This window comes from Pseudomonas fluorescens, from assembly GCF_018614775.1.
Lineage (GTDB): Bacteria > Pseudomonadota > Gammaproteobacteria > Pseudomonadales > Pseudomonadaceae > Aquipseudomonas > Aquipseudomonas fluorescens_BY.
Genome location: NZ_JAGGOF010000099.1, coordinates 1 through 5,847, shown reverse-complemented (window position 1 = coordinate 5,847; position 5,847 = coordinate 1). Strand labels below are relative to the sequence as shown.

At 63.6% G+C, this 5,847-nt stretch carries 5 protein-coding genes; all 5 read right to left on the bottom strand.

The window, feature by feature from the left end; translation table 11 throughout:
• Positions 1–31: 31 nt before the first annotated feature.
• The 5 genes from J7E36_RS22565 to J7E36_RS22545 are packed head-to-tail and all read right to left on the bottom strand — an operon-like array spanning position 32 to position 5,596.
• A complete protein-coding gene (locus tag J7E36_RS22565) occupies positions 32–805 on the bottom strand; it encodes an enoyl-CoA hydratase (protein ID WP_215008104.1) in 774 nt (257 codons plus the stop codon).
• Between the two features lie 13 nt (positions 806–818).
• Positions 819–1,946, bottom strand: coding sequence for an acyl-CoA dehydrogenase (locus J7E36_RS22560; protein WP_215008102.1), 1,128 nt, complete (start codon positions 1,944–1,946; stop codon positions 819–821).
• Between the two features lie 9 nt (positions 1,947–1,955).
• Positions 1,956–3,149, bottom strand: coding sequence for an acetyl-CoA C-acyltransferase (locus J7E36_RS22555; protein WP_269216554.1), 1,194 nt, complete (start codon positions 3,147–3,149; stop codon positions 1,956–1,958).
• Between the two features lie 5 nt (positions 3,150–3,154).
• Positions 3,155–3,916 (bottom strand): SDR family NAD(P)-dependent oxidoreductase, encoded by a 762-nt coding sequence (locus J7E36_RS22550; protein WP_215008100.1) that lies wholly within the window; start codon positions 3,914–3,916, stop codon positions 3,155–3,157.
• A gap of 21 nt (positions 3,917–3,937) precedes the next feature.
• Positions 3,938–5,596 (bottom strand): AMP-binding protein, encoded by a 1,659-nt coding sequence (locus J7E36_RS22545; RefSeq protein ID WP_215008098.1) that lies wholly within the window; start codon positions 5,594–5,596, stop codon positions 3,938–3,940.
• Positions 5,597–5,847 lie beyond the last annotated feature (251 nt).

The window sequence follows — 5,847 nt, the reverse complement described above, 5'->3', positions numbered from 1 at the left end:
TGCTCGCGATGACGTCAGCAGGCGCGCTGCCTTACTTGTCCTGGAACTCCGCCGATCGCTTCGCCACGAATGCCGCCATGCCTTCCTTCTGGTCCTGGGTGGCAAAGGCTGCGTGGAAGACCCGGCGCTCGAAACGCACCCCCTCGGACAGGCTGACTTCAAAGGCGCGGTTGACGCTTTCCTTGACCATCATGCTGATCGGCACCGACTTGGACGCAATCAGTGCCGCCGTTTTCAGCGCGTCCTCCAGCAGTTCATCGGCCGGCACGATCCGCGCCACGATGCCGCAACGCTCGGCTTCTACCGCATCGATAAAGCGCCCGGTCAGGCACATTTCCATGGCCTTGGCCTTGCCCACCGCGCGGGTCAGGCGCTGGGTGCCGCCCATTCCGGGCAAGACGCCGAGGTTGATTTCCGGCTGGCCGAACTTGGCATTGTCGCCGGCCAGGATGAAGTCGCACATCAACGCCAGCTCACAACCACCGCCCAGGGCGAAACCGTTCACGGCCGCGATGATCGGCTTGCGCCGGTTAGCCACCCGATCACTGTCGCTGAACAAGTCATCGAGATAGATCTGCGGGTAGGTCAGTTCCGCCATTTCCTTGATATCGGCACCCGCTGCGAACGCCTTTTTCGACCCGGTCAGCACGATGCAGCCGATCTTCGGGTCTGCCTCCAGGCTGTCCAACGCCTGGTTCAACTCGCTGACGATCTGCGCGTTAAGGGCATTCAAGGCCTGGGGGCGGTTGAGGGTGATCAGGCCGACGCGGTCCTTGATCTCCAATAGAATCGTTTCGTAGCTCATGCAGCACTCCTGTTCAAAGATTGCGCGAAATGACCATGCGCTGAATGTCGCTGGTGCCTTCGTAGATCTGGCAGACCCGTACGTCGCGGTAGATGCGCTCCAGCGGGAAGTCACTGAGGTAACCGTAACCGCCCAGGGTTTGCAACGCCATCGAACAGACTTTTTCGGCCATTTCCGAGGCGAACAGCTTGGCCATCGACGCTTGCACCAGCGCCGGCTGGCCGTTGTCGCGCAGGGCGGCGGCGTAATGCACCATTTGCCGGGCCACGGCGATCTGGGTCGCCATGTCCGCCAGGCGGAATGCCACGGCCTGATGCTCGATCAGGGCCTTGCCGAAACTCTCCCGTTCCCGCGCATAGTCCCGGGCCGCTTCGAACGCAGCGCGGGCCATGCCCACCGATTGCGCGGCGATGCCGACGCGCCCGCCTTCCAGGTTCGCCAGGGCAATCCGGTAGCCCTCGCCCTCCTCACCCAGGCGATTGGCCACCGGCACTTTCACGTCTTCGAAGAGAATCTGGCAGGTGTCCGAGGCGTGCTGGCCAAGCTTGTCTTCGACCCGCGCCACGGTATAGCCCGGCGAATCGGTCGGCACGATGAACGCACTGATGCCGCGCTTGCCGGCACTCGGGTCGGTCACTGCAAACACAATCACCACCCCGGCGTTCTGGCCCGAGGTGATGAACTGCTTGCAACCGTTGAGCACGTAGTGATCACCCTCCAGCCGTGCCCGGGTCTTCAGGCTGCTGGCGTCCGAACCGGCCTGGGGCTCGGTCAGGGCGAATGCGCCAAGCATCGCGCCGCTGGCTAGCGGCGTGAGGAACCGGGCTTTCTGCTCGTCGTTGCCGAACTTGAGGATCGGCACACAGCCCACCGAGTTGTGCACACTCATGATGGTCGAGCAGGCCCCGTCACCGGCGGCGATTTCCTCAAGAGCCATGGCGTAGCTCAGGTAGCCGGTGTCGCAGCCGCCCCATTGCTCCGGCACGAGCATGCCGAAGAAGCCCAGCTCGGCCATTTCGCCGATGGCTTCCTTCGGGAAGCGGTGCTCACGGTCCCACTCGGCCGCGAACGGTTTCAAGCGCTCCTGGGCGAATTGCCTGGCGAGATCGCTGATCTGTGTCTGTTCTTCAGTAGGAAGCATGGTGGTTCCTTAATACAGGCATTCGACGGCCATGGCCGTGGCTTCGCCGCCGCCGATACAAATCGCCGCAACGCCGCGCTTGAGACCCTTCTGGCGCAGGGCCGACAGCAGTGTCACCAGAATCCGCGCGCCGGACGCGCCAATCGGATGACCCAACGCGCAGGCACCGCCGTGGACGTTGACCTTGTCATGGGAAATTTCCAGTTTGCCCATGGTCACCAGCCCCACCACGGCAAAGGCTTCGTTGACCTCGAACAGATCGACGTCATCCAGGGCCCAACCGGTCTTTTGCATGAGTTTTTTCACCGCGCCGATGGGGGCGGTGGGAAACAGGCTCGGGGTGTCGGCAAACGCCGCGTGGCCATGAATCACCGCCAAGGGTTTCAAGCCGCGCTGCGTGGCCTGACTCTGGCGCATCAGCACCAGCGCGGCGGCACCGTCGGAAATCGAACTGGCGTTGGCCGCCGTCACCGTCCCGCCCTCACGGAACGCCGGCTTGAGCGAGGCGATCTTGTCGATCCGCGCCTTGGGCGGTTGCTCGTCGTGGCTCACCATCACCTGCTCCTTGCCGACCATGACCTGCACGGGCACGATCTCGGCGTCGAAACTGCCGTCCTTGATCGCCTGCTGGGCGCGGGTGGTGGAAGCAATGGCGAAGGCGTCCTGGGCTTCGCGGCTGAAGCCGTTGGCCTCGGCGCAATCCTCGGCGAAGGTGCCCATCAGGCGACCCTTGTCATAGGCGTCTTCCAGGCCGTCGAGGAACATGTGGTCGAGGACCTTGCCATGGCCCATGCGCAAACCGCTGCGGGCGCGATCAAGTAGATAAGGGGCGTTGGACATGCTTTCCATGCCGCCGGCCACCACCACCTCGGCGCTGCCGGCCACGAGCATGTCATGGGCGAGAATCGTCGCTTCCATGCCCGAGCCGCACATTTTGTTGAGCGTGGTGCAGCGGGTCGACTTGTCGAGCCCGGCACCCAGCGCCGCCTGGCGCGCCGGGGCCTGGCCAAGACCCGCCGCCAGCACGCAGCCAAACAGCACTTCTTCGACCGAACCCGGAGCAATACCGGCGCGGTCTACTGCGGCCTTGATGGCCGCCGCGCCCAGTTGCGGGGCGCTGAGGCTCTTGAGTTCACCCTGGAAGCCGCCCATCGGGGTGCGGACGGCGCTGACGATGACAATCGGATCGTTGGACATAATCAATTCTCCTATTTGGCGGCCATGCGCAAGGCACCGTCGAGACGGATCACCTCGCCGTTGAGCATGCTGTTCTCAATGATATGCCTGACCAGCGCCGCGTACTCGGCGGGTTTGCCCAGGCGCGCTGGGAACGGCACACCGGCGGCCAGGGAATTGCGGACTTCCGGGGTCATCCCGGCCATCATCGGAGTTTCGAAAATGCCGGGGGCTATGGTCATCACGCGGATGCCGTAACGTGCCAGTTCCCGGGCCGCCGGCAGGGTCAGGCTGGCGATGGCGCCCTTGGACGCCGCATAGGCGGCCTGGCCGATCTGGCCGTCAAAGGCCGCCACCGACGCGGTATTGATGATCACGCCGCGCTCGCCGTCGGCATCAGCCTCGGTCTCGCTGATGGCCGCCGCCGCCAGGCGCAACAGGTTGAAGCTGCCGATCAGGTTGACATTGATCACTTGGCTGAAGTTGGCCAAGGCATGCGGGCCATTCTTGCCGAGAATCCTCTCGCCACGCACGATGCCGGCGCAGTTCACCAGGCCATTGAGGCCACCAAAGGCATCGACCGTCGCCTTGACCGCCGCCTCAGCCGCCGCCTCGTTGCTGATGTCCGCGACCACGCTCTGGCAACCCAGTTTCTGCGCCTGGGCGGCCACCGCTTCGGCGTTGAGGTCTACCAGCATCACCTTGGCGCCGGCCTTCACCAGCAACTCACCGGTGGCTGCGCCGAGGCCAGAGGCGCCGCCGCTGACGAGGAATATCTTGTTGTCGATCTGCATGTGGTTTCCTTGGGTTCAAGCTCAAGCGTTAGCTGCCATAGCCTCTTGGGCCTTGGCGATTTCCTGGTTGCGCAAGATAAAGCGCTGCACTTTACCGCTTGGGGTTTTCGGCAAGTCGCTGACAAATTCGATTTCACGGGGATACGCATGGGCGGCCAGGCGTTTGCGCACGTGCTGGCGCAGCTCTTCGGCCAGCTCCGGCGCGGCGCGGTATTGGGCGCTGAGCACGACGAAGGCCTTCACCAGCTCGGTCCGCTCCGGGTCTGGCTTGCCGACCACCGCCGCCTCGACCACCGCCGGGTGTTCGATCAGGGCACTTTCCACGTCGAACGGGCCGACGCGGTAGCCGGAGGTGGTGATCACGTCATCGCTGCGGCCGACAAAGCTGATGCTGCCGTCCGGGTTCAGCTCCACAGTGTCGCCACTCAAGTAGTAGTTGCCGACGAAGGACTTGGTCGGTCCGCCCTGGTAACCGGCGAACCAGCACATTGGCGATTGGCCGCGATCCACGGCAAGAATCCCTGGCTGGCCCACGCCCAGCTCCTGGTTATTCTCGTCCAGCACGACGATCCGGTGGCCTGGCGAAGCGAAACCGGCGGCGCCCAGGTGCACCGGGTGCTCCAGCCCGTGGTGGTTGCACAGCACCATGCCCAGTTCGGTCTGGCCGTAATGGTCGTGAATGACGACGTTCAGGTTGTCGGCGAACCAGCGGATCACTTCCGGGTTCAATGGCTCGCCAGCGCTGCTGACGATGCGTAGCTTGCCGCTGATCGACCGGGCGAACTGCTCGCCCCCGGCAATCAACAGACGATAGGCCGTGGGTGAGCCCGTGAGGTTGGTGATGCCGTACTTGTTGATGACCCGGCAAGTGCTTTCCAGGGTGAACGGGCCATCGTAGAAGGTGATCGGATGCCCCATCGCCAGCGGCCCGGTCACGCCAAAATAGATGCCGTAGGCCCAGCCCGGGTCGGCGAGGTTCCAGAACGCATCTTCCGGGCGCAGGTCCACGGCGTCGCGGGTATAGCTCTGGAATGCGACGAGTGCCTTGAGCGGCACCGACAGTGCTTTCGCAGGCCCCGTAGTGCCAGAGGTGAACATCAGCAGGAACGGGTCTTCGCCCGTCAGCATAAGCGGTTCGCACTGGTTGGAATGATTCGCCAGTTCGGCCCAGAAACTGTAGTCGCCGCGCACGATCCCCCGGCCTTTTTCACCGCCCACCGTGACCACGGTAGGGCAACCGACGACTTCGTCGAGTTTTGAACGGTTGATGGCATCAGTGACGACGAGGCGTGCGCCGGAGCTGGTGACCCGGTGTTCGATAGCCTTGGGCCCGAACGCGGTGAACAAGGGCTGATACACCGCCCCGATGCGCCAGGTGGCGAGGACCACGATCAGCAGTTCGGCGGTGCGCGGCAGCAGGCCGGCGACCTTGTCGCCCTTGCCGACGCCTTGGCCGAGCAGGAAATTGGCGAAACGCGCAGCGTTTTCCTGCAAGTCGCGATAGGTCCATGTCGCCTCGCTACCCTCACGCCCCTCCCAGAACAACGCGATGCGCCCCGGCAACGCGTGCCGGTCGCAACATTCGACACAGGCATTGAGCGCATCAAGCGAGCCGTGCAGTGCGGCGTTGACGGTGTGCAGGTAATCGAACTGCGAAACGGCAGACGAATAATCGCGCATGGGCAGCATCCCTCTGTACTTGTTATTGGTGGGAACCGTAGACAGCAGGGAAATACTCGCGCCGATGGGCTTGGGCGGCAATGGTCAAAGCTTTCAAGTTGCTTGACTGGTTTGGCCATGGTCAGGCCAGGAGGCGCGGGTGTCCAAAAACCCATGTGGGAGTGGGCTTGCTCGCGAAAGCGTCGGATCGGCCAACCTTTTCAAGCTGATACACCACCGCCTTCGCGAGCAAGCTGAACTGGCCTAATGAT